The sequence below is a fragment of the Streptomyces sp. TLI_185 genome (genome assembly GCF_003814765.1).
GTDB lineage: Bacteria > Actinomycetota > Actinomycetes > Streptomycetales > Streptomycetaceae > Streptomyces.
Genome location: NZ_RKRB01000001.1, coordinates 9,527,996 through 9,553,854, shown reverse-complemented (window position 1 = coordinate 9,553,854; position 25,859 = coordinate 9,527,996). Strand labels below are relative to the sequence as shown.

The window sequence follows — 25,859 nt, the reverse complement described above, 5'->3', positions numbered from 1 at the left end:
CCAAGGAGCTTCCATGAGCATCCGTGCCACCCGCGCCCGGATCATCGCTTCCGCCATCGCCCTCGCGTCCGTGACGGCCGTCTCCGGCGCCTCACCGGCTGCCGGGCACGACAGCGCCGTACAACTGGACTTCATCGGCGAGCGAGAACTGCCGAACGCCATGGCGTTCCAGGGCACCACCGTCGGCGGGCTCTCCGCCATCAGCTACGACATCCGGACGGGCTTGTACTACCTGATCAGCGACGACCGGTCGCAGACCGGCCCCGCCCGCTTCTACAGCGCCCGTGTCACCTTCGGCGGCGGCCACCTCACCGGCGCCGAACTCATAGGCACCCACTCATGGTTGCGGCCGGACGGCACCACCTACCCGCCCACTTCCACCCCCGCCGGGCAGACCGCCACGGTGGCCCCGGATCCGGAGGGGATCGCCGTCGACCCGTCCGACGGCAGTCTGGTCTGGACGAGCGAGGGCGAGCGCATCGTGCCGTCCGACGGCCCCGCGGTTCTCGGTGACCCTTGGATCCGGCGTGCCACCACCACCGGCGAGTACAGCGGACAGCTCCCGCTGCCCCCGCAGCTGCACATGAACTCCCAGGCCATCGGCCCCCGCCGGAACCAGACCCTGGAAGGCGTCACCTTCACCCCCGACGGCCGCCAACTCGTCACCGCCATGGAGGACCCCCTCTACCAGGACGGCGACGACCCCACCCCCGACCACGGCGCCCTCACCCGCATCACCGTCCACGACGCACGCACCGGTCTGCCCAGGGCGCAGTACGCGTACCTGCTGGAACCGCTGTTCTCCACGCCTCCCGCAGGCAGCACGGACACCAACGGCGTCAGCGACCTGGTCGCCCTCGGCGACGACCGCTTCCTGGTCCTCGAACGCGCCTCCGTCTTCAGCACCAACACCTGGAAGGCCCGCCTCTACCTGGTCGACCTCCACGGCGCCACCAACGTCCTCGGCCGCGACTCCCTGGCCGACGGCCCCGTCCGGCCGGTCCACAAGACACTCGTGTCGGACCTGTCCGACGTTCCCGGGCTGCCCAGGGTGGACAACGTCGAAGGCATCACCCTCGGCCCGCGCCTGCCCGACGGCCGTCGCACGGTCGTACTCGTCTCGGACGACAACTTCGCTTCACGGCAGGTGACCCAGTTCATCGCCTTCGCCGCCGACGGCATCTGAGGTCCGGTCGGCGGGTGGACCGGAGATTGATCGCTCAGCGTGCGCGCCGTTCCGGTCCTGCCCGGCCCCGCCGCGACGTGACCCACATGGAGCCCGGCGCAGAGCAGGTACTGCGAGCCTGCCGACAGCTGCACGGCCGTCCGGGCCGCCCGGCGGCGGTGGATCTCACTGTCCGCCCTGCCGTGGAACCCGACTGCGCCGCCTGCCGGTCCGTAGCGGAACCGCTCGCCCGATTCGCCGACGTCGTCAAGGCCGGCGGCGAGGACCTGGGCGGGCTGTGGCCGGAGCAGGGCCCGGGCAGGTCCGCCCGCGCACTGCCGGCGCCAGGTGGTACTGGAAGCAACGTCGGCCTCGCCCACTCGATCGGGGCCGGGGATGGCCGGTGCCCCGGGTCAGTGGGCCTGGCTGAGGGGGTGGTCGAAGCCCTGGGCCGAGAGGAGGGCGGCAGCTTCGGCGAGGTCGGTGGCGAAGTGCTCGACGGCCTCGTACGGGAAACGGTGGCTGGGCCCGCTCAGGGAGAGGGAGGCGACGGCCTTGCCGGTGCGGCCGATGATGGGTACCGCCACGGCGGTCAGGCCCTCGTCGAACTCGCTGCTGCTGACGGCGTAGCCGCGCTCTGCCGCCTCCGTCGCCCAGGCCCGCAGGCGTTCGACGTGGGCCTCGCCGTGGGGCGAGGCGAGAGCGACTCGGCGAAGGAGCGCGTCGGAGGCGTCGCGCAGAAGGATCTTGGAGGAGGCGCCGGCCCACAGTGGCTGCTCGTCGCCGACATCGACGACGTGGCGCAGTGGGCGGGGGCTTTCTTCGTGGGCGACGCAGATCCGGTGGAGGTCCCGGGCGACGAAGAGGTTGACGGTCTCCCCGAGCCGGTCGGCGAGGTCGCGCATGACCTTGCGGGTCTCCTGCGGCACCTCCCATTGGCTGCGGGCGAGGTAGGCCCAGCGCCACAGGCCGGGTCCAGCGGCGTATCCGGAGGGGTGGGACCGCAGCAGGCCGGTCTCCTCCAGCGTCTGCATCAGGCGCAGCACGGTGGTCTTCGCCAGCCCGGTGCCCTCGGTGATTTCGCGCAGGGTGATGACGGGACGCTCCTCGCTGAGGAGGTTGAGGATGTCGAACGCCCGTCGCACGCTGCGCACGCCGGTGCCGTGCTGCTCCCGCTCGACGTCCGTTTGCGGCTCTCCGTCGCTCACCTGCTACCTCCCCGTCGTGACGGCCATGCCCCGTCCGCCGCGCTTGTCCGTCTGTGGCACCTCGACCATAGTCCGCTAGGCGGACCAAGGGAACTGCAATGTTGAAGCAATCTTGGCGTAACTCTTGATGCGGCTAATCCGCCCCCCTATGGTGCCGCTCATCGGTCCTTTTGATCCGCACTGTGGACCAAGTGATCGAGGGTCGCCGCCCGCACCTCCGTGGCGATGGCCCGGTACGCACGAGACCGTGTGCTCGCACCCCAGGGCTCCTCGCCGTCGCGTCGCGTCTGTCCCCACCGCAGCCATCCCGGCGGTCCCGCCCCGCGTGACTCTCACGTGGCCGGCGGCCACCGGTCCAGCCCATACAACGGAGTGTGTGAGATGAGCAGTACCCAGCAGGCGACCCGGGCCGGCGGCGCCGGCCTGGCGAAGAGGGCCGCGATCGCGAGCTTCATGGGAGCCGTGGTCGACTGGTACGACTTCTTCCTCTACGGCATCGTCGCGGGCCTCCTCTTCCCCGACCTGTTCTTCCCCGGCTCCTCCCCGGCCGTGGGCACCCTGGCTGCCTGGGCCACCTTCGGCGTCGGCTTCCTCTTCCGTCCGCTGGGCGGCATCGTCTTCGGCCACTTCGGGGACCGGCTCGGCCGCAAGCGGATGCTGGTCCTCACCATGCTGATCATGGGTACGGCCAGCACCCTGATCGGCGTCCTGCCCACCTACGCGCAGGCCGGGGTCTGGGCGCCCGCGCTGCTCGTGCTGCTGCGCGCCACGCAGGGCTTCGCGGTCGGCGGCGAGTGGGGCGGCGCCGCGCTCATGGCGGTGGAGAACGCGCCCCGCAAATGGCGCTCGCTCTACAGCAGCGGAGTCCAGGTCGGCGCGTCCGTCGGCCTGCTGCTCGCCACTCTGATCACCAAGGTCATGTCGGGCACTGTCTCGGACGCAGCCTTCCGCTCATGGGGCTGGCGGGTGCCCTTCCTGGTCAGTGCCGCCCTGGTGATCGTCGGCCTGATCGTCCGGGCGAGGGTCGAGGAGTCCCCGGTCTTCACCGAGCGGGTCGCCACGATGGCAAAGACCGCGCGACCGCGCGTCCCGCTGCTCAGCGCGGTCCGCTCCAATCCGACCGGCTTCTTCGCCATCATCGGCCTGCGCCTCGTTGAGCTGTTCACCTTCTACGGCGTGACCACCTTCGGCCTCGCCTACGGCACCGGCGAACTCGGCCTGAACCGGGACAGCCTGCTCAACGTCAACCTGGCCGTCGGCGGTCTGGCCGTCCTGACCATCCCGGCCTTCGCCTACCTCGCCGACCGTTTCGGCCGCCGCCGGGTGTACTGCTGGGGCGCGCTGATCGGCGCGGTGAGCGTGCTGCCGTACTTCTGGGCGATGGAGTCCGGCTCGATCGTGCTGATCATCCCCTGCGCGGTCCTGCTCGTGAACGGCGCACACGACATGGCGGTCTCCGTCCAGCAGTCCCTGTTCACCGACATGTTCGGCCCCGAGTACCGCTACAGCGGCGCCGGCGTCGGCTACCAACTCGCCAGCGCGATCGGCGGCGGCTTCACCCCGCTCATCGCCGCCTCCCTGGTCATCTGGGCGGGCGGCGGCTGGACCCTGGTCGCCGCCTACATGGCGCTGGGCTGCGCCGTCTCCTTCCTCGTCGCGCTCCGCCTGCGCCGCGTGGACGAGGCCAAGGCGCCGGCCGTCGCACCCGAGAGGACGGCCGCGGTGTGACCGCCCAGCGGTCCGGGACCGGGGCAGAGAGACCGGCTCCCGGACCGCCTACAGGCGGATGCGCCCTTGCCCGGTGGTCTCAGGCCTCCTAGGGTGACCGCTTAGCGGACCTAGAAGACCGCTCAATGGTCAGCTTGGAGCTTCAGTGAAAGCAGCAGTCTTCACGGCGACGGACCGGATCGAGACGGTCGACGACTGGCAGGAGCCCGTCTGCGGCCCCGGCGACGTGATCGTGGAGGTGGCCGGTGTCGGCCTCTGCGGTACGGACCTGGCCGTCTTCCATGGCAGGCGCCAACCGCCCACCACCCCATGGATCGTGGGCCACGAGGGATTCGGCCGCGTCATCGCCGTCGGCAGCGTCGTCCCGGACCGCACAGTGGGCCAACGGGTGGTCATCGAGCCCAACTATGCCTGCCTGAAGTGTGCCGACTGCCTCACCGGCCTGACCTCGGCGTGCCCCCACCGTGCCATCGTCGGCCTGAACGCCCCCGGCATCCTGGCCGAACGCGTCGCGGTTCCCGCGCACTTCACCCACCCGGTTCCGGCCGGCCCGACGGACGCGGACCTCGCCTGCGCGGAGCCGTACACCGTCGCGCGAGCCGCGGTGCGCCGCAGCGGCGTGAGCGCGAAGGACCGCTGCCTGGTCGTCGGCGCCGGGGCGCAGGGCCTGCTGCTCTGCCTCATCCTGGCGCGCCTCGGCATCGAACCGGTCGTCACCGAACCGCACCCGCTCCGGCTCGAACGGGCGGTGCGGCTCGGCGCCGTCGCCGACGACGGCCGCAAGGGCTTCACCTACGTCTTCGAGACCTCCGGGTACGCCCCCGCCCTGGGCCCGGCGGTGGACCGTGCCGCCCCCGGCGCCACCGTGGTCCTGGTCGGCCTCAATGCCGCCCCGCTGCCGCTGACCACCGACGCCGTGGTCCGCCGCCAGCTCGTCCTGCGCGGCTCGATGATCTACGACCACCCCGGTGACTTCACCGCCGCCGTGGCTGAACTCCCTGAGGTCCGGCCCGGATCCGTCATCGAGGCACGCTTCCCCCTGACACGGGCACAGGAGGCGTTCGCCGGCGCCGCCCAGCGCGCCGGAAAGACCTGGATCAGCGTCCGCGACCTGGACGAGAGCGCGGATGCGTAGGTCCATCGCCACGGTCTGCCTCAGCGGAACGCTGACTGAGAAACTGACCGCCGTGGCGCGCGCCGGCTTCGACGGGGTCGAGCTCTTCGAGAGCGACCTCGTGGCAAGTCCCCTGTCTCCTGAGGAGATCCGCACCCGCACGGCGGACCTGGGTCTCACCATCGATCATGGACGTTCTTCAGTGGAGCCGTCTATACCGCTGCTTCCTCGGGCAGGGCGGCTTCGACGGCGCCGGGCTCCTCCGGTCACGTCATCCACGCGGGCTACTAGGGGTCGCTCTAGTTGGAGGTCTTCAAGGACATGTTCCGTCAGGCGGACGCGCGTCGCACGGCTGTGGACGGGCTGCGCTCCCTGCTCGCCCTGGAGGAGAGCGTCGGAGTTCTCCCTCCACCGGCACCTGTCGTCCCGACCCGCGTCGCCTTCGCCGAACTCGCCCCCAGCGACCCCCAGCCGGTCAGCGAGCTGCTCGGCGCGCTCGGGTTTAGTAGCTGGTGATGCCCCTATGGACGTCAACTTGCGGTTCGGTCGGGATCTGCGTGGCATACGGCTGTACTGACGGCGGCGATGAATCGATAAATTTCGCGTGCGACGTATCGCTTCAGGCATCTGATGATCTCCCGGCGGGTTTTGCCCTCGGAGAGGCGTCGTCGCAGGTAGTCCTGGGTGCGGTCGTCCCAACGCAGGCCCGCGACGCGTGGCACCGCTTCAAGAAGCCTGAGCTGCCGCCCCCGGCAGAAGATCAGGAGCCGCCCGCCGCCGCATAGGGCCGTGAGGTCACAAGGCGTCGATCACGTGGCGCAGTACCCGGTTCAGGTACCTGCGGTGCGGGAGGTCTTCCATGTCCAGCAGGTCCGGCTTCTTGCCGATCTGCCGGTGTAGAACGTCGTCGCCCAATGCCCGCGCGTCCCTCAGCTTCAGGGCGTACCCACGGTCGGTTGACTTGTTGCTCTTCCCCCACTTGAAGTTGCTCGCCGCCTGGTCAAGGGATGTGGTCGAGAATCGCGCGCAGCAACGCAAGGCAGGAGTAGGGGTTCTCGGCCGCGTAGTTGCTGTTCAGCTCGCGAGTGAGCTGAACCAGCTTGGTCACGTCCCACTCTGAGGTGGCGTTCTTGTGCTCCAACTCCTTGATCAGCGACTCATCGACGTACACCGGTTCCGGGGGCTGTGAAACGGGGGCGGGTGAGACCTCCACGTCGGAGTTGAAGCCCGTGACGGACCTTGGCATGTCACGGATGCCCACGGGCGCCGCTATCTGGAGGTGCTGTTCGCGATCGTCAACCAGCTGTCCGCCGAGATGACTCGCGAGTTCTCCCGGGCCCACGCCGCCTGGGTGACCAGTTCGGCCGCCGTGCGCATGGAGCTGGTGCAGGAGGTCCTCGACGGAAAGCCGGTCGCTGCCGATCATGCGCACCGCGTCCTAGGCTACGACCTCACCCGCCGGCACACCGCATTGGTGGTGTGGGCTGACGACCTCGAACAGGCCGATCCCGGCCGGTTGGCAGGGTGCGCCGAGCAGCTGCTGCGGGCGGGCGGAGCGACGGGCACCTTGATCCTGCCTGTCGGCCGGCAACGGGTATGGGCGTGGGGGTCCAGTGTCCACGGTGCCTCGGTGGCGCCGCCGACGTCGACGGCCACGCCCCGGTCCGGGATTCGGGTAGCGGCCGGGCTGCCCGAGTCCGGCGTCGAGGGGTTCGCGTTCAGTCACCATCAGGCCCTCAATGCCGTCCGGGTCGGGATGCTGTCCCGCACCGACCGGTGGCTGTTCGACTACGCCGAGCTCGACGTGATCGCCATGCTCAGCACGCATCTCGATGAGGCGCGCCGGTTCGTGCGTCGTGAGCTGGGTGGACTCGCCGGATCCGGGGAGCCTGCCACCACCCTGCGCACCACCCTCAAGTGCTATCTGGACGCGGAACGGAGCCTGAACACGACGGCTGAGCTGCTGCACGTCGCGCGTAACACGGTTGCGTACCGCATCCAGCGGGCCGAGCAGCTGCGGGGCCGGGAGATCAAGGTCCGGCGGATGCACCTTCAGGTTGCGCTGGCGCTCGCGGAGGAGTTCGGCGACCTCGTGTTGAGCGAACAGGCCACCCCGCGCTGACGGCGCTGACGGCCCCTTTGGACTTCGGTCCATCGGCGGCAGGCCGGTTTGCACCACGAGCCAAGCGCCGCGAAGGCTGTGTCCGCTGCACTGTCGGCATGTACTTCGGCTACTGGCCGCGATCGCTCGCACCGGCGCCAGTCTCTCTGGTCTCCCGCCGCCCCGCGAAGGAACGCGCATGGTGATCCACCTCGCCCGCTACCGCCTCGACGACGAGATCCGGTGGGCGACCGTCGGCGACGGTGGTCTGTCGCCACTGGCCGGCAGGTACGCCTCGACCGCGGACCTCATCCGTGACGGCGCCGACGACTGGCGGTCGGCCGTTGAGCGACCCGCCCGAGTGCCGACCGAGTCGGTAGAGCTGCTGTCCCCGGTGACCACGCCCTGCCGCGTCCTGTGTCAGGGCGCCAATTACCGGCAGCACGCGATCGAGTCCGGGATGGATCCCGACGCGCGGCCCTTCAACCTGTTCTTCGACAAGACGGACGCCGCGGTCACCGGTCCCGACACACCGTCACCCGGCCGCCCCACGTGCGGCTGCTCGACCACGAGATCGAGCTCGCCCTGGTGCTGCGCAAGCAGGTCACCCAGCCGGAGACCGTCACCGCCGAGAATCTCCACGAGTACGTCTTCGGCATCACCATCGCCAACGACCTCTCCGCCCGCGACGTCCAGCTCCCGCAAGGCCAGTACCTCAAGGGCAAGAGCTACCGCGGATTCTGCCCGGTCGGGCCCTATCTCGCGGTCCCGGAGCCGGGCGAGTTCCCGCTCCTGAACGACCTGGAACTGCGCCTGGAGGTCAACGGCGAGCTCCGCCAGCACGACAGCACCCGCAACCTGCTCTACCGGCCCGCTGAGACTCTCACCGAGCTGACCACGTTCTGCGACCTCAGTCCCGGAGACCTGCTGCTCACCGGCACCCCCCACGGCTGTACCGCGACCACCCCGCCGGCGCTGGTCCGCCGCCTGGCCACGGCACTGCTACCCGAGGACAGGCTCTGGCGGATGTTCATCCGCTCCAACCTCCGCAAGCCCTACCTCCAGCCCGGGGACCTCGTGACCGCGAGCATTCGCAGCCCCGACGGCTCCATCAACCTCGGCCGCCAGCACACCACCATCACCACATCCTGAAAGGACCGATCATGGAAGCCGCCAAAGAAGTCGGCACCCGCAGGCCCGCGTACGACACCGCGCCGGCCTTCGTCGCGCACTGGGTCGTCAAGACCGCCCGCCGCGACGACATGATCACGTGGTATCGCGTGGTCTTCGGCGCCCGCGTGGTTCACGAGGGCCAGCAGGTCACATTCCTCAGCTGGGACCACGAGCATCACCGGCTGGCGCTGGTCACGGTGCCGTCTGTCCTGCGCTACCTCTTCCCGCTGGCACGGCTGCGGCGCAAGGTGTACGGGATCGACCACCTCGCCGTCCAGTTCGCCTCGCTCGAACACCTGCTCACCACCTACGAGCGACTCAAGCAGGCGGGCATCCGCCCGGTCTGGGCCATCAACCACGGGCCGACCACCTCGCTGTACTACGAGGACCCCGACGGCATCCGCCTGGAGTTCCAGGTGGACAACTTCCCCACCACTGAGGCCACTGCCGCCTTCTTCGGCAGCAAGGAGTTCGCCGCCAACCCGATCGGCACTGAGTTCGACCCGGACTACCTGCTCGAGCGGCTGCGCCGCGGCGACGACCCGGCCGAGCTGCTCCGGCCCGGCGCGGGCACCCCGCGCGGCACCACACCACGGGCCAACAGGCGGGCGATCACCTGGAAGACTCTCTAGGCCATGCGCACCGCACCGGTCGTGATCGCGGGCGCAGGCCCGACGGGAAGCACCCTCGCACTACTGCTGGCCCGCCACGGTATTCCCAGCACGGTGCTCGAACGCCGCGAGCAGCCCCTGATGCACCCTGCGGCCCACATCATCAACGCCCGCTCACTCGAGATCTGGCACCACACGTCACCCCGGCTGGCCACGGAGATCACCGCGCTGGCGCCGCCCACAGACACGATCAACATCATCCGCTGGTGCTCACGGCTCACCGAGTCGCTCGGCGAGATCGACCTGCTGTCGGACCCCGACCGTCTTACCGACCTCCGGGCGCACAGCCCTTTCCTGATCGCCCACATCGGACAGCACCAGCTCATGCCCGTGCTCTGGGCGGCGCTGGAGCGCGAGCCGCTCGTCGACTTCCGCCGTGGCACCGCGGTCAGCGCGATCGAGGCGGGCGCCGACCGGATCGCCGTGCACACCGAGCGCGCCACGCAGGCACTCGATGCCGCCTACCTGGTCGCCGCCGACGGCGCCAACAGCGTGGTCCGGGACAGCGCCGGCATTCCGCTGCGGGGCCCGGTCCTGGCGAACATGGGCAGCGTCTTCTTCCACGCCCCCGAACTGCACCCGCCCGGCACGGTCCGCCCGCTGCTCAGCTGGATCTACCAGCCCGACTTCTGCGGCGTCATGATCGCCCACGCGAACGACGACTACATCCTGATGACCGCCTACCTCCACCCGGAACAGGAAATCGCCAGGGACAGCCGGCGCCATTGGGAACGGGCACTCCCGCGGGTGCTGGGCAGCACCGAGGTCACCATCCGGTCCACGGGCACGTGGAAGATGACCTCCCAGACGGCCCGCGCCTTCCGGCAGGGGCGCCTGCTCCTCGCCGGCGACGCGGCGCACCGTTTCCCGCACACGGGCGGTTTCGGCCTCAACAGCGGCGTGCAGGACGCCCACAACCTCGCCTGGAAGATCGCCGCGGTGCTCCGTGGAGGCGCCGACGACGCCCTGCTCGACACATACGAGTCCGAGCGCAGACCCGTCGTCGAACGCTTCGCCGAGCAGAGTGTCGCCAACCACTTCCTCCTCGACGAGGTGACCGCGCCCGTGGGGATCACCAACCGCGCGGTGCGGCAGACCACCGAGGCCCTCGCCCGCCCGCTGTTGTCCCGGGTGCCCCCTCGCGCGCTGGGCTGGGCCTGCGACCGCCTCACCCCGCTCCAGCTCAAGCGCACCGGAGTGCTGCTCGCGAGTACCCCCCGCGGCCGGCGAGTCCGGGCACACATCGCCGCCGCCATCCCGGACCAGCTCGAGCACTTCGTCTCCACCGGGCTCGAGTTCGGCTACACCTACGACGGTCCGCTCATCCACGCCGAAACCCCTCCGCCAGGTGGCGGCGACGTGGTCACCTACCGCCCCACCACCCGACCCGGCGCCCGCCTCCCCCACGCCATCGTCCAGCACGAGGACACCCCGCGCCCGGTCCACGACCTGCTCCCGCACGATGGACTGGCCCTCGTCACACCGGATCCAGGGGCATGGGAGCGCGCACTGCGGGAGCGACCTGCCGACTGCCCGCTCCCGGTGCGCGTCGTCGGCCTGGTCGCGGCGTCCCCGGCCGAGGAGGGGACGCTCGTGGAGCTGTTCGAGGTCGGCCGACACGGCGCGGTTCTGGTGCGGCCGGACGGCCACGTCGCCTGGCGCACCACCGGCACGGCCGGGCAGGCGACGCCGGAGCTGAACCGGTTCCTGCGCGACCATTGGCAGCCGTACTGGAAGCCCGATACGGCGTCTGCTCGCCAACTGGGAGCAGACTCCGTCGTGCCAGCAGTGAGTAGCCCGAACATCGAATAAGACAACGCTGTGAAGGTGCCTCAATGACCGAGGGCCTCCTTGTAAACACACCCTCTGGCACCATTCCCTCCCCCTGGGCACCGCTACCGGCGGCCGCCGTCACACGCTGTAAGAACCCTCGCAAGGTGCGGGCGCACCCTTGCTCACGGCGGTGGGTCCTCGCGCATCGCTCCCGCTCACGGCTCCCAGACCGTCTCGGTCCAGGCAGCCTTCTCGATGGCTTCTCACCCCGCAGATGTGAGTGCGGAAGCGCACTCTCATGGTTCGTGTTTCACACCGAAGTAGAGGACGGCAACAATGACGAGCCCCCCACTCGGCCAGACCACGATCTCCGAGGACCTCGCCGTACTCCGCGAGGTCGAGAACCGGGTTCTGTGGTTGTCGACCGCGATCATCGACCATGCCAATCGCGTCCGCCCCAACACGTCGGGCCTGAAGGTGGGCGGACACCAGGCGTCGTCGGCCTCGATGGTGTCGCTGATGACCGTCTTGTGGTTCAGGCATCTACGCGCCGACGACCGGGTTTCGGTCAAGCCGCACGCCTCGCCCGTCCTGCACGCGATCAACTACCTGCTCGGCAGCCTCGACAGGTCCTACCTCTCTCGGCTGCGCGAGTTCGGCGGGCTGCAGAGCTACCCGAGCCGCGCGAAGGACCCTGACCCGGTGGACTACTCCACCGGCTCCGTGGGCATCGGCGCGACCGCGCCGATATGGGGCGCGGTGACCCGCCGCTATGTGGAGTGTGCCTTCGGCGGAGCCGGCACCGGCCGGCAGTACTCGCTGGTCGGCGACGCCGAACTCGACGAGGGAGCAGTGTGGGAGGCCGTGCTGGACCCTGCCGTCTCTGACCTGGGCGAGATCGTGTGGATCGTCGACCTCAACCGCCAGTCGCTGGACAGGGTCGTCCCGCACCTGGCCGCAGACCGACTCCGTGGTCTCTTCAACGCTGCCGGCTGGCAGGTGATGGAGCTGAAATACGGCAGAGTCCTCGAAGAACTCTTCCGGCAGCCGGGCGGAGACGCCCTTCGCCGACGTATCGACGGTATGAGCAACCCGGAATTCCAGCGCCTGCTGCGCTGCGACGCCGACGAGGTACGCCGTCGGCTGCCCGGCACCGGCCCCGATGCGGCCGGCATCACCAAGCTGATCACCGAACTGGACGACGAGAGCTTGGTCAGGGCCCTGGCCAACCTCGGCGGCCATGATCTTGACGGGCTCGACGCGACATTCGGTTCGATCGACGACACAAGGCCCACCGTGATCCTCGCCTACACCGTCAAAGGCTACGGCCTGCCCATGCAGGGCCACCCCCAGAACCACTCCGCGCTGCTCACCGGGAACCAGATCAGTCAGCTGGCGGACCGGGTCGGGGCTGATGGGGATGATCCGTGGCGGCCGCCACCCGCGGGCAGCCGTGTGGCGGAGCTCTGCCGCAAGACCGCACAGCGCCTGCGACGGGAGGAGGTCTCCCTGGTCCCGCCGCAGACTCTGCCGCTCGACCTCGGCCGCACATCCACGTCCACAAAGGCCACCACCCAGGCCGCGCTCGGTCGGACACTGCTCGACCTCACCCGCCAGGCACCCGAGGTCGCGCGGCGCATAGTCACGGTGAGCCCCGACGTCAGCTCATCGACGAATCTCGGTGGGTGGGTCAACAAGGTCGGTGTCTGGTCGGCCACCGAGCGGACCGACTGGTTCGCCGACGACCGCGAAACGATCCTGCACTGGCGGGAAAAGCCCAGCGGACAGCACATCGAGCTGGGCATCGCCGAGGTCAACCTGGTCGGCCTCATCGGTGAGCTCGGCGCGGCCTGGAGCCGGTGGGGCCAGCCCCTGCTGCCGATCGGCGTGCTCTACGACCCGTTCGTCGAACGCGCCCTGGAGCCGTGGTCGTACGGCATCTACGCCGGGGGACAGTCCATTCTGGTCGGCACCCCTTCCGGGGTGACCCTCGCCCCGGAAGGCGGAGCCCACCAATCGATCAAGACTCCCTCGATCGGCATCGAACAGCCTGGCTGCGTGACCTACGAACCGGCCTTCGTCATCGACACCGAATGGACCCTGCTGGCCAGTCTCGGACGCCTTGGGAAGCCGGATGGCACATCGGCCTATCTGCGACTGTCCACCCGCCCGATCGATCAGGGCCTCGCCGCCGTCCCGGTCGATCCTGCCGCCCGGGAAATCCGCCGACGGCAGGTCGTAGCCGGGGCCTACGCTCTGCGGCGCACAGACGACCCGGCGGTGACCCTCGCCGTCATGGGCGCCCTCGTGCCGGAGGCCCTCGCGGCCGCCGACCGCCTTGACCAGAGCGGCATCCGAGCCGACGTCATCTGCATCACCAGCCCCGACCTCCTCTACCGCGCCGTGCGTGCCCGCCAGGGCCAGGACCCGGCCGACCACTGGATCCTTGACGATGTGTTTCCCGGCGACAGGGCGACACCCCTGGTCACGATCCTGGACGGTCACCCGCACTCGCTGGCCTTCCTCGCCACGATCAACCAGGTCCCGACCACAGCACTTGGCGTCACCCGCTTCGGGCAGTCCGGCTCCTTGGACGAGGTCTACCGGTACCACCACCTTGACACCGAAAGCATCGTCGGGGCCGCACTGGACCTGGTCGATTAGCCCCGCCCCGTTCAACTCAAGCCCGATCGTCGGGGGTGCGGGCGCGGAGCCGGCCGCCGGTGAGGTCGAACTGGTACTTGGCGGCGATGGCGCGTACCGCTTCCACTTGCCGGGGGTGCGAGGGCGGGTAGTCCTGCTCCAGGTCTGCCTCTCGCGGCTCGGTCGTGTTGTCTCGCCGAGTCGACGACGTCGCGAGCGATTGGGTCGGCACCGGCAGCTTCCACCTGACCGGCCTCTCCGACCGCGACCCGCAGCGCAAACTGCCGGTCGTCGAGCAGCTGGAGGCCGCGCTCTGCACCGACGCCCTGGTCACCCTCGCCGCCACGCGCACCTTCCCGGTGAAGTAGCCGCCCTCGGGGACGCTGATGAGCGCCATGCATCACGGCGTCCCCAACCGGCATTGGACCGGCCCGGAGCCGGTCACCAATAGTGCTGGGCATGGGCGCAGACGCCGTGACGGAGGTTCGCCGATGACCATCTCCCCAACACCCGGAACCACCGAGCCGGCCCGTGCCGCCTCGCCGTTGACGATCAGCGAGCAAGGCGCGTTCTGGGTCGGTGTCGGGCGCAAGCCGACCGAGGCTGGGACCGCCGCCGAGGCCGCGATGTACGTCCAGTACCAGATCCCGGCCGATCTCCGGCATCCGCTGCCCGTGGTGATGGTCCACGGGGGCGGCGGACAGGGCACGGACTACCTGTCGACGCCGGACGGGCGCCCCGGCTGGGCCACCCGGTTCCTCCAGGCCGGTTACGCCGTGTACGTGGTCGACCGTCCAGGTCACGGGCGCTCCCCGTACCACCCCGATGTCCTCGGGCCCATCGAGGGCGCGGCGCCGACGTACGAGTTCATCCGCTGGCTGTTCTGCGACGGGGCAGGACGACCTGGCAGCCAGTGGCCCGGCAGCGGCGAGGTCGGCGACGACTCCGCGCTGGACCAGTTGATGGCGAGCCAGGGTCCGACCCTGCCCACCTTCGCCGAGAACGAAGAGCAGATGCGGCGTTGCGGGGCCGAGTTGCTGGACCGTATCGGACCGGCCGTGCTGATCACCCACTCCATGGGGGCGCCGTTCGGCTGGCTGGTCGCCGATGCCCGGCCCGGGCTGGTGAAGGCCGTTGTCTCCATCGAGCCGATCGGGCCGCCGTTCATCGAACTGCCCGGCCTCGGAAAGCTGGAGTGGGGGCTCACCGCGGCCCCGATCACTTACGAGCCGCCGGTACGGACCCCGGAGGAACTGCGCCTCCGGCTGCGCGAGGCCGGGGGCGACGGGCTGCAGGACTGCCTCGTCCAGGACGAACAGGCCGGCCCCGTGCGATCCCTGCCAGGGCTCCAGGGCTTCCCGATCGCCGTGGTCGCGGCCGACACCTCGCCGTTCGCGCCGTTCCAGCACGGTGTCGCCGACTACCTCGCCCAGGCCGGTGCGGACGCCGAGTTGCTGCGCCTGGCGGACCTGGGGCTCACGGGCAACGGTCACCTGCCCATGGGCGAGAAGAACTCCGACGACGTGGCCGAGGCACTGATGACCTGGCTGAACAAGCGACTGGCGGATGTGGAGGAAACGTCCCGATGACAACCGTGCCGACCGTGCCGACCGTCGAGACCGATGTGCTCATCGTGGGAAGCGGGCCCGCGGGAGCGAGCGCCGCACTGGCCCTGAGCACCTATGGCGTGCCGAACGTCATGGTCACCCGCTACTCACGCCTCGCGGACACGCCCCGGGCGCACATCACCAACCAGCGCACCATGGAAGTGCTGCGTGACCTCGGTGTGGAAGAGGACGTGGTCGCCCAGGCCACCCCGCAGCATCTGATGGGCAACACCGTCTTCTGCACCGCCATCGCGGGCGAGGAGCTCGGCCGGCTGAGGTCCTGGGGCAACGAACCGCTCGTGCAGGCCGCGCACGAGCTGGCCAGCCCCACCCGCATGTGCGACATGCCGCAGCACCTCATGGAACCAGTGCTCGTGAACGCGGCCATAGCGCGCGGAAGCCAACTGCGCTTCGACACCGAGTATGTGTCGCACGAGCAGGACGCCGACGGCGTGACCGCCACGGTCCGCGACCGGCTGCGCGGCGACACGTACACCATCCGCGCCAAGTACCTGATCGGCGCGGACGGCGGCCGCAGCAAGGTGGCCGAGGACGCCGGACTGCCGATGGGCGGCCAGATGGGCGTGGCCGGCAGCATCAACATCGTCTTCGACGCGGACCTCAGCAAGTACGTGGCGCACCGACCCGCCACCCTCTACTGGGTGCTGGCTCCCGGCGCGACCGTGGGCGGCATCGGCGCCGGCCTGGTGCGCTGCGTACGGACGTGGAACGAGTGGCTGATCGTGTGGGGCTACGACGTCGACGCCGGGCCCCCGGACCTCACCGAGGAGTACGCCCTGTCCGTCGTCCGCAAGCTGATCGGCGACGACGAGATCCCGGTGACCATCAAGTCGTCCTCCGCGTGGACGGTCAACGAGATGTACGCCGAGACGTACTCCAGCGGCCGGGTGTTCTGCGCGGGCGACGCCTGCCACCGGCACCCACCGTCCAACGGGCTGGGCTCCAACACCTCCATCCAGGACTCCTACAACCTGGCGTGGAAGCTGAAGCTCGTCCTGGACGGCACCGCGTCCCCGTCCCTGCTGGACACCTACAGTGACGAGCGGGCACCGGTCGGCAGGCAGGTCGTCACCCGGGCCAACCAGTCCATCGGTGAGACGGCACCCGTCTTCGAGGCGCTCGGCGGCCTGGCGCCGCAGACTCCCGAGCAGCTGTGGCGGAACATCGCCGCCCGCAAGGACGCCACTGCGGAGGCCGAGGAGCAGCGGGCGCGGCTGCGGGAGGCGATCGCCTTCAAGGCATACGAGTTCAACGCCCACGGCGTGGACCTCAACCAGCGCTACACCTCCGCCGCGATCGTCCCGGACGGCACCGAGGACCCCGGCTTCGCACGCGACCCCGAGCTGCACTTCCAGCCGAGCACCCGCCCCGGCGCCAAGCTCCCGCACGCCTGGCTCGACGCGGGCACCCGCAATCTGTCCACCCTGGACCTGGGCGGGAACGGCCGGTTCACCCTGATCACCGGCATCGGTGGCGAGCCCTGGACGGAGGCCGCCCGCATCCTCGGCAAGGAGTTCGGCCTGGAGATCGCCACGGCGGTCATCGGACCCGGCCAGGAGCACGAGGACCCGTACGGGGACTGGGCCCGGCTGCGGGAGATCGGCGACTCCGGCGCGCTGCTGGTGCGGCCGGACAACCACGTGGCCTTCCGCCGCCAGGACGCCACCGGTGACGTCACGGCCGCACTGCGGGACGCGCTGCGGCAGATCCTCGGGCGGGGCTGAGCGGCCATGGACCTCACCGCGAAGACCGCGAAGACCGCGGAGACCGAGACGACGACGGCGGTGCTGGAAAGCTTCGCCCACACCTCCGATCCCCGACTGCGCGAGGTGCTGGCCTCCCTGACGCGTCACCTGCACGATTTCGTACGGGACATCGAGCCGACCCAGGCCGAGTGGGAGCGGGCGATCGACTTCCTCACCGCGACCGGGCACATGTGCGACGACACCCGGCAGGAGTTCATCCTGCTGTCGGACGTCCTGGGTGTGTCGATGCTCGTCGAGACGATCAACGACCACAAGGCGGCCGCCGCGACCGACTCGACGGTGCTCGGCCCCTTCCACATGACCGAGTCCCCGGTCCGTGAACTCGGGGCGAACATCGATCTGGTCGGCGGCGGCGAGCCGTGTGTGATCAGCGGACGGGTCGTCTCCGTCGACGGCACCCCGCTGCCCGGCGCGACGCTGGACGTGTGGCAGGCCGACGACCAGGGCTTCTACGACGTCCAGCAGCCGGAGAAGCAGCCGCCGGGCAATGGGCGCGGGCTGTTCACGGCGGACGCGGAGGGGCGGTTCTGGTTCCGCTCGTGCGTTCCGAGCCCGTATCCCATTCCGACGGACGGACCGGTCGGCTCGCTGCTGGAGGCGACCGGCCGTCACCCCTACCGTCCGGCCCATGTCCACTTCATCGTGGGCGCCGAGGGGTACAGCCCGGTGACGACGCACATCTTCGTGGCGGGCAGCGACTATCTGGAGTCGGACGCGGTCTTCGCCGTGAAGGAGAGCCTGGTCGAGGAGTTCGTCGAGGTGGACTCCCCCGCGGAGGCCGCGGAGTTGGGCCTGGCCAACCCCTTCCGCCGGGCACGCTTCGACATCGTGCTGCAACCGGTGATCGCATGAGGGAACGCGCCTTGGACTTCACCTACCAGGCACAGCCGATGCGCGTCGTCTTCCGGTCGGGTGCCGTGCCGGACGCGGTGCCCGACGAGGTCACGCTTCTCGGCCTGCGCCGCGTCCTCGTGCTGTGCGACGACCATGGCCTGGACACGGCCCGTGCCGTCGCCGCGTCTCTCGGCGACGCCTGCGCCGGGCTGCACGCAGGGGCGGTGACGCACGTCCCGGCGGAGGTCGCCGACCTGGCCGTCGAGGCGGCTCGCGAAGCCCGGGCCGACGGCTGCGTGGCGGTCGGCGGCGGTTCCGTGACCGGCCTGGCCAAGGCCGTCGCGCTCAGGACCGGCCTGCCGATCGTCGCCGTCCCGACGACGTACGCCGGATCGGAGATGACACCCGTCTGGGGCCTGACCGAGGGCGCGGTCAAACGCACCGGGCGCGACCCGAAGGTGTTGCCGCGCAGCGTCGTGTACGACCCGCTGCTCACGCTCACCATGCCGCCCGTGGGGTCCGCGACGAGCGGCATGAACGCGATCGCGCACGCCGTCGAGGCTCTGTACGCCCCGGACTCCACTCCGATCGTCTCCCTCATGGCGGAGGAGGGTGTGCGGGCGCTGGCCGCGGCCCTTCCCGAGATTGTCGCCGACCCCTCGGGGCATGACGCGCGCAGCCGCGCGCTGTACGGGGCGTGGCTGTGCGGTGCCTGTCTCGGCGCGACCACCATGGGGCTGCACCACAAGCTCTGCCATGTGCTCGGCGGCACCTTCGACCTGCCGCACGCCGAGACACACGCCGTCGTCCTGCCCCATGTGCTGGCCTTCAACGCGCCGGCGGTTCCCGACGCACTGGCGGCGCTGCGCCGGGCGCTCGATGTCCCCGATCCGGTGAGGGAGTTGCACGAGCTGGGCGAGCGGCTGGGCATCCCGCGATCGCTCGCCGACCTCGGCCTGACCGCCGCCGACGTGGACCGTGCGGTCGACGTCGCTCTCGGGGCGCCGTACGCGAATCCCCGCCCGGCCTCCGCCGACGATCTGCGCGCCGTCCTGCACGCGGCCTGGGCGGGCGAGCCGCCGTACGGCGGCTGACCGCTTCTACCGGGCGAGTTCGGCGTACGGAACGCCGCTCGCACGTCGGGCCACCCGGCGTGCGAGCTCGGCGAAGGCCGGGGCGGCGGGCGAGTGGCCCGTCTCCGGATAGGCGACCGCGGCCACCGCGCCGAGGGGCTCTTTCGGAGCGACGGCCTCCACTCCCGGGTGTGGCGGGAACATCCGGGCGCCCGACAAGGGCATCAGTCCCACCATGTGCTGGTAGGCGATCTTCGAGGCCATGTCCAGGGCCGAGCGGGCGTGGGAGCCGACCGTCGGGGCCTCGTGGTCCCCGTGGCGTCCCCCCACCCACAAGTCGTCGCCCGGGTGGGGGGTGACCCAGGGCTGGTCGTAGACCTCGGCCATGTCCACCGCGGCGGCCGAGGCCAGCGGATGCCCCTTCCACAGCGCGAGGGAAACGGGCTCGGTGAAGATCGGTACGCGTGTCAGGCCCGGCATGTCGACGCTCAGACACATCAGCGCCACGTCGCACTCGCCGGCCAGCAGCGGGGCGTGCCCCTGGTGGAAGTCCGCTTCGTGCACCCGGATCGTGACTCTGGGATACCGCTCGCAGAACGCCTCGATGACCGGATGCGTCAGCTCCGCAAGAGCCACCCCGTAGAGCGCGACCCGCACCTCGTCCCGTCGCCTGGCCCTGATGGCGTCTGCGGCGGCGGCGAGCCGGTCGGCATCGGCCAGCACCTCGCCCGCCCGTTCGAGCAGTTCCGCGCCGTCGGCGGTGAGCGCCACATGCCGTTTGTCGCGGTCGAACAGTTGGACGCCCAGCTCACGCTCGAGGGCGGCGATCGATCGCGTCAGCGCGGGCTGGGTGAGGTGCAGACGCTCGGCGGCGACCCGGTAATTCAAGGTCTCGGCGAGCGCCGAGAAATGGCGCAGGCTCCGGAGTTCCACTCAGCCCTCCAGAAAGGCGAGGTCCACGGCGTCGTGGTCCGCGCCAGGTTACAGCGCGCTTCCCCGCACGTCACCAGGCAGAAATGTGCGGCATTCCCGTCCCCCCCTCCGACCTGCCGTGATGCACGGCACTCATCAAGCCCACAGTCACCGGCATTGGACGGTCCTCCGCCGCGCCGCCAACACTCCCTTCAGGCCGACCCAGAACAGCAGCGGATGGGGTGCGAATTGTCCGAGACAACCGAGACAGCCGAGAAAATCATCGAGATTCCGCAGCCGGAGCCGGACCTGACACCGGAGGAACTGGTGCGCCGGGCCGCCGGCATGAGGACCTGGCTACGTGATCATCAGGACGAGACCGAACAGCGAACCGGTATCTCCGAGGACACGCACAAGGCGTTCCTGGAGGCGGGTTTCTACCGGTCCCTCCAGCCACGCCGCTTCGGTGGCTACGAGTTCGACCTGCGGACCTACTCCCGGATGGTCACCGAGGTGGCCCGCGGCTGTCCGTCCAGCGGCTGGAACCTGTGTCTGGCCGCCTCCCACAGCCTGGTGGTGGGCGGCCGCTTCCCCGAGAGCACCCAGCGCGAGGTGTTCGGGCCGGACGGTGACTTCCGGGCTCCGCTGCCGATCGCCCCGAGCGCCACCGCGACGAGGACCCCCGACGGGTACCGGGTCAACGGCCGCTGGGACTACTCCTCCGGAGTCAACGTCTCCACACACTTCCTGGGTGGCGTGCTCATCATCGACGAAGAGGGCGGCATGCCCACGCCGGGCATGGTGCTCGTGCCCTCCGGCTGGCGGATGCTCGACAACTGGGGCGAGATCCTGGGCTTCCGCGGCAGCGGCTCCAACAGCGTCGTGGCCGAGGACGTCCTCGTACCGTACGAGTACGTGTCCAGGACCCACCTCCTGGCGAACGACGCCACCGACGGCCCGGGGGTGGAACTGCACGGCAACCCGATGTACGCGGGCCGGCTGATGTCGTTCTTCAACATCCAGCTGTGTTCGGTCGTGGCGGGCACCGCCTGGGCCGCGGTCGACGAGTACCGGCGGATCATCACCGCCAAGAACAGCCCGATGCCGCCCTTCAAGCCCCGCAGCCACGATCCGGAACACCAGCGCAACCTCGGCCTGGCCACGGCCCTGGCCGACAGCGCGCAGCGGATCATCCTGTCGGTCACCGACGACTACACCGCCTACGCGGCCCGGGGCCTGGCAGGGGGCGAGCCCTTCTCCGAACTGGACGACCAGGCCCTCTCCGTCACGGCCCGGCAGTCCGGTCAACTCGCCTGCCAGGCCGTCGAGATGCTGGCCTCGGCCAGTGGCTCCAGCGCGCTGGCGAACGGCGAGCGCATGCAGCGGTACCTGCGCGACGTCGCCACGTACAAGACGCACATCAACGCCCAGCACGGCTGGTGGGCCACGGGATACGCCCGCTCTCTGCTCGGCGTGGAGAACCCGGCGTGAACCGGTCGACGTCCGCCGCGACGACGCCCGGCGGCGGCCCGGCGGACGACCCCGGCCGGTTCCGGCACGTGCTCGGCCACTACCCGACGGGTGTCACGGTGGTCACCGCGAAGGAACCCGACGGCACCCCGGTCGGCATGGTCATCGGCTCGTTCACCTCGGTGTCCCTCGACCCCCCGCTCGTCGCGTTCTTCCCCGGCCGCTTCTCCACCACCTGGCCAAGGATCATGGCCGCCGGCGCCTTCTGCGTGAACGTGCTGGCCGCCGGCCAGGAGGGCCTCTGCCGGGATGTCAGCGCCAAGGCCCCCGACGTCTTCGACCGCCATCCGTGGCGCGGCGCGCCCTCGGGCAGCCCCGTCCTGGCGGGCGTCGCCGCCTGGATCGACTGCGACATCGCCGACGTGTGGACCCTCGGCGACCACTACTTCGTCCTCGGCCGCGTACGGGAACTCGGGGTGGAGAAGACCGGCGTCTCGCCGCTGGTCTTCTCCCGGGGGCGGCTCGCCCCGTTGCCGCCCCGCCGGGACCACGACGACTCGGCCGACTACACATGGCCCGACTGGCTCTGAGAGATCCGAGAGAAGAGAGACGCACCATGCGCAATCAAGGGCTCGGCTCGTGGCCCACGCGGCGCGCCCGCATGGCACCGGAGGCCACCGCCGTCGTGCACGACGGTGGATCCCTGTCCTACGCAGAGCTGGCCGCGCGCGTGACGCGGCTCGCTCACGCCCTGCGTGCCCTGGGGGTCGGCCACGGCGACCGGGTGGCCTACCTGGGCGCGAACCACCCGGCCCTGGCGGAGACCCTGTTCGCCGCGAACGCGCTGGGCGCCGTCTTCGTACCGCTCAACACCCGCCTCGCGGCACCCGAGTTGGCCTTCATCCTGAGGGACGCGGGGGCGGCGGTACTGCTGTACGCCGCCGAACTCACCGATGTCGTAGACGCGTTGAGGGAGGACGTGGAGGTGAAGCACTACGTCGAGGTGGGCAGCGCGTACGAGGAGCTGCTGGCGGACGCACCCGACGACCCCCTGGACGAGACGGTCGGCCTCGACGAGGTGTGCATGATCCAGTACACCTCCGGCACCAGCGGCCGTCCCAAGGGCGTCATGCTCACCCACTCCAACATCGCCTGGAACTGCTTCAACATGCTGCTGGACGGGGACATCGCCTCCAACGACGTCGCTCTGGTGGTGGCACCGATGTTCCACACCGCCGCCCTCAACACCGTCTTCCTGCCGGGCTTCCTCAAAGGGGGGACGTCGGTGCTGATGCGCGGCTTCGACCCGGACCGAGTGCTCGACGTCATCGCCGAGCACCGGGTGACGAGGATGTTCGGCGTGCCCGCGATGTACCAGGCCATGGCCCGGTCGTCGCGGTGGGCGATGGCCGACCTGTCGTCGATCCGGATCCTGCAGTGCGCGGCGGCACCCGTACCCAAGGCCCTCATCCACACCTACCAGGACCGTGGCCTGACCTTCCTCCAGGCGTACGGCCTGACCGAGACCGCTCCCGCCGCGCTGGGCCTGCGCGCTCGGGACAGCATCCGCAAGGCCGGCTCGGCCGGCACGCCCTGCTTCTTCACCGACGTACGCGTGGTGCGGCCCGACCTCACCGATGTCGCACCGGGCGAGGTCGGCGAGGTGATCATCGAGGGCCCCAACGTGATGAAGGGCTACTGGCAGTGGCCCGAAGCGACCAAGGACGCCTTCGTGGACGGAAGTTGGTTCCGCTCCGGAGATGCGGCCACCGTCGACGAGGAGGGGTACGTCACGATCGTCGACCGGATCAAGGACATGTACATCTCCGGCGGGGAGAACGTCTACCCCGCCGAGGTCGAGCAACTCCTCCACCAGCATCCCGCGGTCGCCGAATGCGCGGTGATCGGCGTACCCGACGAACGATGGGGCGAGGTCGGCAGAGCGCTGGTCGTGCCCCGCGCGGGCGCCAAGGTGTCGCCCGACGACATCATGGACTCCCTGTCCGGCCGACTCGCCAAGTACAAGCTCCCCAAATCGGTCGTCCTCGTCGACACCCTGCCCCGCAACGCCACCGGCAAGATCCTCAAGGCCCGCCTGCGCAGCCAGTACGGCTCAATGCCGGCCCGCGGCGCCGAGGAGGCATGAGGCGCCGACCACACCCCGCATCACAGCATGGACATGCCCAGCAAGTAAGTGGTCGACCTGGCGATCAGTACCACGAGGGAGCGATCACGAACCGAGGAAGATCGGACTTGACGTCCACTCAGCACCACAGCTCCCACGCCACCGACCGCGCCAATCTTCAAACTACAAGCCTCGGAGTCATGCCTCGGCTTCGGTCTCGACGAGATCAGCGGCGACGGCAGCTGGGAGCAGTGAGTACGTCCGATGGATGAGGAAGACTGCCATGGGGAGTTCCGCGAATACCGCCAGGGCCGACGACAGCCAGATATCCGATGTATTGATGGCGAGCGACACATCGAACCAGGCGTCGCAGATCAGCAGGACTCCGGCGGCCATTGCGGAGACGGCGAGGACGCGAGGCCGCTGCCGCCAGCCGAAGTAGGCCGTGGATGCCATGGCCGCGATCAGCAGGACGCCTCCTCCGTCAAGGCTTCCTCACCGAGCCCGGACGAGGCCACTACCAGAAACGGACTTAACTTCCATTCGGAACATTTGTCATTCGTTCGTCAAGAAATCGCCATGGCCCGGCGACGCCGGCGCGCGGACCGCTGCCGAAGCTCCGGAAACCGCAGCTCAGGCATGCCCTCCACGTCCACCCGTTGCAACTCCCGAAGTAAGTCGTCGAACCGAGGGACAATTCCCCAAACCGCAGGTCAGGGGCCTTGGCGGTCGACTCATGGATCGCCACGCACTCCAGGTGACGCGTCATCGGGAAGGTATGCAGTCCGACCCCACCCGGGAAACATGCAGCTCAGAGGCGCTTTCAAGGACGAATCCAGGCCCCTCGGAAGGCTTCGTGCGTCATACGTGCGTCATCACCACAGCCGTGCGTCAGCAACCGCTGGGGCGCGCGGGCCGACTTCATCGACGAAGCAGGCGGTCACCGCATCTACCACACACCGTGTGATTCAACCCGTTGCGGCGTCGCCGTCAATGCGTGTCGGCGGCTGCTGAGCGCCCGGCGCGCCTGCCGAGCACCGAACCGGCGGTGAGGCCGGAGCCTCCCGGGTAGTTGAACCAGAAGAGCCCGCCGACGAGTTCGCCGGCCGCGTACAGCCCAGGGACGGGGCGGCCGCTCAGGTCCAGCACGCGCGCGTCGGCGTCGATCCGCAGCCCGCCGAAGGTGAAGGTGATGCCGCAGGTCACCGGGAAGGCGACGTACGGAGGAGTGGTCAGCGGCTGGGCCCAGTTGGACTTGGGAGGGGTGATGCCCTCGGTCCGGCAGCCGTCCTTGACCGTCGGGTCGAAGCGACCGGAGACAACGGCGGCGTTGAACCGCTCAACCGTCTCCGCCAGCCGGCCCTCGTCCATGCCGAGTTCCTTGGCCAGGCCTTCCACGGTGTCGGACTCCACCCTGGTGATGCCCGCAGAGGCGTACTCCTCGGGGCGCAGCAGCGGCGCGGACGTCGCGTCGAAGAGCTGGTAGGCGACGCCTGCCGGTTGCTTGAGGATCTCGGCACCGTACTTGGCGTAGGTGTAGTTGCGGAAGTCCGCTCCCTCGTCGACGAACCGGCGGCCCTCGGCGTTGACCACGATGCCGAACGGGTAGCCGCCGCGAGTGAGTTGGTTGGTCAGCTCCCGGTCGCCGGTCGCTCGGGCTTGGCTGTCCCAGGCCACCGCGTGGCAGCCGCTCCAGTGGCCGTAGGGTTGCGCGCCGGCCGCCAGGGCCATGCGGATGCCCTCGCCGGTGTTGTACGGGGTTCCGCGCACCAGGGCCAGGTCCCAGCCCGCGCCCAGGTAGCCGGCCCGCATCTGCGGGTTGGCCTCGAAGCCGCCGCTGGTGAGTACCACGCCGTCGGCCTCGATGCGCTGCCCGTCGGCGAGCATCACGCCGCCAACGGAGCCGTCGGCTGCGGTGGCCAGGCCGGTGACGGGGCTGTCGAAGCGGACTTCGATGCCGCTGCGATCGGCGGCGGCAAGGTGCTGGTCGATCATTCCTTTGCCCCCGCCGACCACGCCGACGGCCAGTCCGCCCCAGAACCGGTAGCGCCCGTCCACCTCGTAAGCCTGCCGGTGGAACATGAGCTCGAATCGCAGGCCGAGGCTGCGCAGCCAGGTCATCGTCTCGCGGGATTCACCGACCAGGATCCGGGCTAGTTCGGGGTCGGTCCTTCCCTGGGTTACCTGGGTCAGGTCGGCGAGAAAGTCGTCCTCGGTGTAGGGGGCGAGTTCGACGCGTCCTGCACGGTCCCCGGGAAGTGGCTCGACCAGCGAGGTGAGGTCGGTGAGCCCGCCGTGGCTGGTGCGCATCGCCCCGGCAGTGAAGTAGGAGTTGCCTCCGGCCCACTGGCGGGGGGCCTTCTCCAGCAGCAGCACCCGTGCTCCCTGCTGTCGGGCGGACTGAGCCGCGCTGAAGCCGGCGTTCCCGCCGCCGACCACGACGACGTCCCACTGCTCGTTCATGTGTACTCCCAT

Annotated in this window: 21 protein-coding genes and 1 pseudogene; 17 read left to right on the top strand and 5 right to left on the bottom strand. The window is 69.9% G+C overall.

What is annotated here, in order from left to right:
- The first annotated feature begins 13 nt into the window (after positions 1-13).
- On the top strand, positions 14-1,186 hold the full coding sequence (locus EDD92_RS43930) for an esterase-like activity of phytase family protein (RefSeq protein WP_123969429.1): 1,173 nt from the start codon (positions 14-16) through the stop codon (positions 1,184-1,186).
- Between the two features lie 392 nt (positions 1,187-1,578).
- Here EDD92_RS43930 and EDD92_RS43925 read toward each other — a convergent pair whose 3' ends face one another.
- Complete coding sequence (locus tag EDD92_RS43925; RefSeq protein WP_123969428.1) at positions 1,579-2,373, bottom strand: IclR family transcriptional regulator; 795 nt, start codon at positions 2,371-2,373, stop codon at positions 1,579-1,581.
- 381 nt (positions 2,374-2,754) lie between these two features.
- Between EDD92_RS43925 and shiA the strand changes: the two genes are divergently transcribed.
- From shiA to EDD92_RS43910, 3 genes and pseudogenes are all read left to right on the top strand, one after another.
- Positions 2,755-4,101: a shikimate transporter gene (gene shiA, locus EDD92_RS43920; RefSeq protein ID WP_123969427.1), complete on the top strand. Its 1,347-nt coding sequence runs from the start codon at positions 2,755-2,757 to the stop codon at positions 4,099-4,101.
- Positions 4,102-4,246: 145 nt separating this feature from the next.
- Complete coding sequence (locus EDD92_RS43915; protein ID WP_123969426.1) at positions 4,247-5,236, top strand: zinc-binding dehydrogenase; 990 nt, start codon at positions 4,247-4,249, stop codon at positions 5,234-5,236.
- Positions 5,229-5,722, top strand: a pseudogene (locus EDD92_RS43910) (hypothetical protein); the annotation flags it as partial. The gene EDD92_RS43915 and the pseudogene EDD92_RS43910, both read left to right, overlap by 8 nt.
- A 493-nt stretch (positions 5,723-6,215) precedes the next feature.
- On the opposite strand, the gene EDD92_RS43900 reads toward EDD92_RS43910, so the two are convergent.
- Positions 6,216-6,461: a hypothetical protein gene (locus EDD92_RS43900; protein ID WP_123969425.1), complete on the bottom strand. Its 246-nt coding sequence runs from the start codon at positions 6,459-6,461 to the stop codon at positions 6,216-6,218.
- A 33-nt stretch (positions 6,462-6,494) separates the two neighbouring features.
- On the opposite strand from EDD92_RS43900, the gene EDD92_RS43895 reads away from it, so the two are divergent.
- The 10 genes from EDD92_RS43895 to EDD92_RS43850 all read left to right on the top strand — a co-directional run bounded on the left by EDD92_RS43895 (position 6,495) and on the right by EDD92_RS43850 (position 18,898).
- Positions 6,495-7,337 carry a CdaR family transcriptional regulator gene (locus EDD92_RS43895; protein WP_123969424.1) on the top strand — a complete coding sequence of 281 codons (843 nt, stop codon included), beginning with the start codon at positions 6,495-6,497 and terminating at the stop codon, positions 7,335-7,337.
- A gap of 396 nt (positions 7,338-7,733) precedes the next feature.
- Positions 7,734-8,468: a fumarylacetoacetate hydrolase family protein gene (locus EDD92_RS50590; RefSeq protein WP_311736803.1), complete on the top strand. Its 735-nt coding sequence runs from the start codon at positions 7,734-7,736 to the stop codon at positions 8,466-8,468.
- An 11-nt stretch (positions 8,469-8,479) separates the two neighbouring features.
- Positions 8,480-9,121 (top strand): VOC family protein, encoded by a 642-nt coding sequence (locus EDD92_RS43885; protein WP_123969423.1) that lies wholly within the window; start codon positions 8,480-8,482, stop codon positions 9,119-9,121.
- A gap of 3 nt (positions 9,122-9,124) precedes the next feature.
- The gene (locus EDD92_RS43880; protein ID WP_123969422.1) at positions 9,125-10,972 is read left to right on the top strand and encodes an FAD-dependent monooxygenase; all 1,848 of its coding nucleotides are present in this window, start codon (positions 9,125-9,127) and stop codon (positions 10,970-10,972) included.
- 297 nt (positions 10,973-11,269) lie between these two features.
- On the top strand, positions 11,270-13,597 hold the full coding sequence (locus EDD92_RS43875) for a transketolase-like TK C-terminal-containing protein (protein WP_123969421.1): 2,328 nt from the start codon (positions 11,270-11,272) through the stop codon (positions 13,595-13,597).
- A 164-nt stretch (positions 13,598-13,761) separates the two neighbouring features.
- On the top strand, positions 13,762-13,944 hold the full coding sequence (locus tag EDD92_RS43870) for a hypothetical protein (RefSeq protein ID WP_123969420.1): 183 nt from the start codon (positions 13,762-13,764) through the stop codon (positions 13,942-13,944).
- A gap of 123 nt (positions 13,945-14,067) precedes the next feature.
- On the top strand, positions 14,068-15,165 hold the full coding sequence (locus tag EDD92_RS43865; protein WP_185124324.1) for an alpha/beta hydrolase: 1,098 nt from the start codon (positions 14,068-14,070) through the stop codon (positions 15,163-15,165).
- Positions 15,162-16,928 (top strand): FAD-dependent monooxygenase, encoded by a 1,767-nt coding sequence (locus tag EDD92_RS43860; RefSeq protein ID WP_123969418.1) that lies wholly within the window; start codon positions 15,162-15,164, stop codon positions 16,926-16,928. Before EDD92_RS43865 ends, EDD92_RS43860 begins: the two co-directional genes overlap by 4 nt.
- Positions 16,929-16,934: 6 nt before the next feature.
- Positions 16,935-17,822, top strand: coding sequence for an intradiol ring-cleavage dioxygenase (locus EDD92_RS43855; protein ID WP_123969417.1), 888 nt, complete (start codon positions 16,935-16,937; stop codon positions 17,820-17,822).
- Positions 17,819-18,898, top strand: a complete 1,080-nt coding sequence (locus tag EDD92_RS43850) for a maleylacetate reductase (protein ID WP_123969416.1) — start codon at positions 17,819-17,821, stop codon at positions 18,896-18,898. The genes EDD92_RS43855 and EDD92_RS43850 overlap by 4 nt, the downstream gene beginning before the upstream one ends.
- Positions 18,899-18,904: 6 nt before the next feature.
- On the opposite strand, the gene EDD92_RS43845 is transcribed toward EDD92_RS43850, so the two are convergent.
- Positions 18,905-19,810 (bottom strand): LysR family transcriptional regulator, encoded by a 906-nt coding sequence (locus EDD92_RS43845; protein WP_123969415.1) that lies wholly within the window; start codon positions 19,808-19,810, stop codon positions 18,905-18,907.
- 228 nt (positions 19,811-20,038) lie between these two features.
- On the opposite strand from EDD92_RS43845, the gene EDD92_RS43840 reads away from it, so the two are divergent.
- From EDD92_RS43840 to EDD92_RS43830, 3 genes are read left to right on the top strand one after another with little or no spacing between them, the layout of a single operon-like run.
- Positions 20,039-21,280, top strand: coding sequence for an acyl-CoA dehydrogenase family protein (locus EDD92_RS43840; protein ID WP_185124323.1), 1,242 nt, complete (start codon positions 20,039-20,041; stop codon positions 21,278-21,280).
- The gene (locus EDD92_RS43835; protein WP_123969413.1) at positions 21,277-21,849 is read left to right on the top strand and encodes a flavin reductase family protein; all 573 of its coding nucleotides are present in this window, start codon (positions 21,277-21,279) and stop codon (positions 21,847-21,849) included. The genes EDD92_RS43840 and EDD92_RS43835 overlap by 4 nt, the downstream gene beginning before the upstream one ends.
- A 26-nt stretch (positions 21,850-21,875) precedes the next feature.
- The gene (locus EDD92_RS43830) at positions 21,876-23,405 is read left to right on the top strand and encodes a long-chain fatty acid--CoA ligase (RefSeq protein ID WP_123969412.1); all 1,530 of its coding nucleotides are present in this window, start codon (positions 21,876-21,878) and stop codon (positions 23,403-23,405) included.
- Positions 23,406-23,582: 177 nt separating this feature from the next.
- Here EDD92_RS43830 and EDD92_RS43825 read toward each other — a convergent pair whose 3' ends face one another.
- The gene (locus EDD92_RS43825; protein WP_123969411.1) at positions 23,583-23,840 is read right to left on the bottom strand and encodes a hypothetical protein; all 258 of its coding nucleotides are present in this window, start codon (positions 23,838-23,840) and stop codon (positions 23,583-23,585) included.
- 534 nt (positions 23,841-24,374) lie between these two features.
- Positions 24,375-25,847: an FAD-dependent tricarballylate dehydrogenase TcuA gene (tcuA, locus tag EDD92_RS43820; RefSeq protein WP_123969410.1), complete on the bottom strand. Its 1,473-nt coding sequence runs from the start codon at positions 25,845-25,847 to the stop codon at positions 24,375-24,377.
- Positions 25,848-25,859: the final 12 nt, after the last annotated feature.

Excerpts from the sequence above, each read along its gene's own strand:
- EDD92_RS43930 (WP_123969429.1), top strand. The coding sequence starts at position 14 with ATGAGCATCCGTGCCACCCGCGCCCGGATCATCGCTTCCGCCATCGCC.
- shiA (WP_123969427.1), top strand. The coding sequence starts at position 2,755 with ATGAGCAGTACCCAGCAGGCGACCCGGGCCGGCGGCGCCGGCCTGGCG.
- EDD92_RS43900 (WP_123969425.1), bottom strand. The coding sequence starts at position 6,461 with ATGCCAAGGTCCGTCACGGGCTTCAACTCCGACGTGGAGGTCTCACCC.
- EDD92_RS43885 (WP_123969423.1), top strand. The coding sequence starts at position 8,480 with ATGGAAGCCGCCAAAGAAGTCGGCACCCGCAGGCCCGCGTACGACACC.
- EDD92_RS43880 (WP_123969422.1), top strand. The coding sequence starts at position 9,125 with ATGCGCACCGCACCGGTCGTGATCGCGGGCGCAGGCCCGACGGGAAGC.
- EDD92_RS43875 (WP_123969421.1), top strand. The coding sequence starts at position 11,270 with ATGACGAGCCCCCCACTCGGCCAGACCACGATCTCCGAGGACCTCGCC.
- EDD92_RS43865 (WP_185124324.1), top strand. The coding sequence starts at position 14,068 with ATGACCATCTCCCCAACACCCGGAACCACCGAGCCGGCCCGTGCCGCC.
- EDD92_RS43860 (WP_123969418.1), top strand. The coding sequence starts at position 15,162 with ATGACAACCGTGCCGACCGTGCCGACCGTCGAGACCGATGTGCTCATC.
- EDD92_RS43855 (WP_123969417.1), top strand. The coding sequence starts at position 16,935 with ATGGACCTCACCGCGAAGACCGCGAAGACCGCGGAGACCGAGACGACG.
- EDD92_RS43850 (WP_123969416.1), top strand. The coding sequence starts at position 17,819 with ATGAGGGAACGCGCCTTGGACTTCACCTACCAGGCACAGCCGATGCGC.
- EDD92_RS43830 (WP_123969412.1), top strand. The coding sequence starts at position 21,876 with ATGCGCAATCAAGGGCTCGGCTCGTGGCCCACGCGGCGCGCCCGCATG.
- EDD92_RS43825 (WP_123969411.1), bottom strand. The coding sequence starts at position 23,840 with ATGGCATCCACGGCCTACTTCGGCTGGCGGCAGCGGCCTCGCGTCCTC.
- tcuA (WP_123969410.1), bottom strand. The coding sequence starts at position 25,847 with ATGAACGAGCAGTGGGACGTCGTCGTGGTCGGCGGCGGGAACGCCGGC.